Below are 2692 nucleotides of genomic sequence, written 5' to 3'. Positions count from 1 at the left end.
TTGCGCCACCCTCAGGGATGAAAAACGGTTGAGAAAAATATTTTTCACGGCAAAGGTCCCAAAGGAAAAGAAAAGCTCTTCTTCGTGCTCTTGGGAATTGTATGTAAATAACTTCCGCATACAGATGTTCCACCGCAATCATCAGGAACACTGAGTTTAAAATGGAAAAGTTATTTTTAGACGACTCCTAACCCTCTAACTAAATCACGACTACTCTATGATCAGTCCTGACAACAATAAGTCTGACGATCAGCCCGGAGTTATTGCATGATTACCACCCATAACCTTGGATTTCCACGCATAGGTGCCAACCGTGAGCTGAAGAAGGCTCAGGAAAGTTACTGGCGCAATGACCTCTCTAAAGCGGAGCTTTTGGCAGAAGGCTGTCGCCTGCGTAAGCGACACTGGCAGCTGCAGAAAGAATCAGGGCTTCATCTGATTCCGACGGGGGATTTCGCCTGGTATGACCAGGTACTGAATCACTCTCTGATGCTGGGTGCAGTGCCGGAGCGATTTTCGGAAGCGGACCCTGGAGATATTGATACGCTGTTTCGTATGGCCCGAGGCCGAGCGCCGACGGGAGAGTCGGCTGCTGCCTGTGAAATGACTAAATGGTTTGATACCAATTACCATTTTATCGTGCCGGAGTTCCATAAAGGCCAGAAGTTCCAACTGTCTAACACCGCTATTTTGGATGAAACCGCTGAGGCAATTGAACAGGGTATCAGGGCTAAACCGGTACTGATTGGCCCACTGTCCTGGCTGTGGCTCGGTAAAGTCAAGGGTGAGGCTTTTGATCGACTGACACTGCTGGACAATGTTGTCGAGGTTTATGGCAACGTTCTGGCCAGGTTGGCAGAAATGGATGTGGAGTGGGTGCAGATTGATGAACCCATTCTGGCTCTGGATCTTCCCCGGCAGTGGCTACAGGCGTTTGAATCGGTATATAACCGACTGCAGGGTTGCCAGGTTAGAATTCTGTTGGCCAGCTACTTCGGTGGCCTCAATGGTACCACGACCACGGTCGTCAATCTGCCGGTGGATGGTCTTCATATTGATCTGGTTCGAGACCCCGATCAGTTACCAGCACTGCTTGATCGCTTACCCGCCTACAAAGTTTTATCCGCTGGTGTTGTTAATGGTCGAAATATATGGCGCTCAGACTTGCAGCAGATAGCACAGCAATTGAAGGATGCATCAGAGCGACTGGGAGATCGGCTATGGGTAGCGCCAAGTTGCTCATTACTGCATGTTCCGGTTGATCTGGAAAATGAAACCGGGCTCGATGATGAGTTGAAATCCTGGTTTGCCTTTGCCAGGCAGAAGTGTGAAGAGGTATCCGTTATCGGTCAGGTGTTAACTGGTGGGCATCAGGCACAGGCTCAGTCTGTGTTAAAAATGATGTCTGAGGCGGAAAAAGCCACATCGGCCAGGCAACAGTCCCAACGGGTTCATAATACCGCAGTAGAACAACGGGTGACTGGATTAAAAGACGACAAGGATATTGATCATCGTCACTCGCCTTACGAGTCAAGGGCGCCATTACAGCACAAAAAACTGAATCAACCTGAATTCCCTACCACCACCATTGGTTCTTTTCCCCAGACGCGGGAGATACGACAAAAGCGCTTACAGTTTCGTAAAGGGGAGTTGGATGAGCAGTCTTATATCGAAGCGATGCAAGCGGAAATCCGTCATACCATTAAAAGGCAAGAGTCGCTTGGTCTGGACGTTCTTGTCCATGGCGAGGCAGAACGTAATGACATGGTTGAATACTTTGGTCAGCAGCTGGATGGGTTTGCCTTTACCGCCAATGGCTGGGTGCAGAGCTATGGCAGTCGCTGTGTCAAACCACCCATTATTATCGGCGACGTCAGCCGTCCTGAACCGATGACTATTTCATGGAGCCGTTATGCCCAGGATCAGACCAGTCAACCCGTCAAAGGCATGTTAACCGGGCCGGTTACCATTCTCTGCTGGTCATTTCCAAGAGATGATGTGAGCAGAGAAGTGTCCTGTTTGCAGTTAGCGTTGGCATTAAGAGATGAAGTGGTTGATCTGGAGAAGGCAGGTATTGGCATTATTCAGATTGATGAGCCAGCCATTCGGGAAGGCTTGCCTTTGAGAAAAGCAGACTGGCCTGCTTATCTGGATTGGGCCGTGAAGAGCTTTCGAATTGCTGCCAGTGGCGTAAAAGATGAAACCCAAATCCATACCCATATGTGTTACAGCGAGTTTAATGACATTATCGAATATATTGCTGCAATGGATGCGGATGTCATTACTATAGAAACTTCCCGTTCTGATATGGAACTGCTGGATGCTTTTGAAGCGTTCGAATACCCGAATGAGATTGGCCCTGGCGTTTATGATATTCATTCGCCAAATGTACCCAGTATCCAGTGGATTCAACAGCTGATGACCAAAGCAGCACAGAAAATTCCCAAACAGCGTTTATGGGTTAATCCGGATTGCGGATTAAAGACCCGAGACTGGCCAGAAGTAGAAGAGGCTTTGAGAAATATGGTCGCAGCTGCAAAAATATTAAGATCCAGTTAAAGAGCCATATAAAGAAGAAGGGCATGATCCAGGAGGCTGTCCGAGAATAGACTGCCCTACGCGGCAACTGCTCCTGCACTTACGATAGACATTAAGCATCTATCTATTAATTCCAGAAGCAAAAGCTTTGAAC

General features: G+C 48.3%; 1 protein-coding gene. It reads left to right on the top strand.

Going from position 1 to position 2692, the window contains the following annotated elements:
• The first annotated feature begins 267 nt into the window (after positions 1–267).
• Positions 268–2559, top strand: a complete 2292-nt coding sequence (gene metE, locus KDK14_RS03115; RefSeq protein WP_257263561.1) for a 5-methyltetrahydropteroyltriglutamate--homocysteine S-methyltransferase — start codon at positions 268–270, stop codon at positions 2557–2559.
• The last annotated feature ends 133 nt before the right edge of the window (positions 2560–2692 follow it).

The sequence above is a fragment of the Endozoicomonas sp. ONNA2 genome, assembly GCF_024606365.1.
In the GTDB taxonomy this organism is placed as follows: domain Bacteria; phylum Pseudomonadota; class Gammaproteobacteria; order Pseudomonadales; family Endozoicomonadaceae; genus Endozoicomonas.
The sequence above is the reverse complement of the archived record's forward strand: the minus strand, read 5'-3'. Positions and strand labels throughout refer to the sequence as shown.

Coding starts and splice junctions, on each gene's coding strand:
- metE (WP_257263561.1), top strand. CDS start 268: ATGATTACCACCCATAACCTTGGATTTCCACGCATAGGTGCCAACCGT.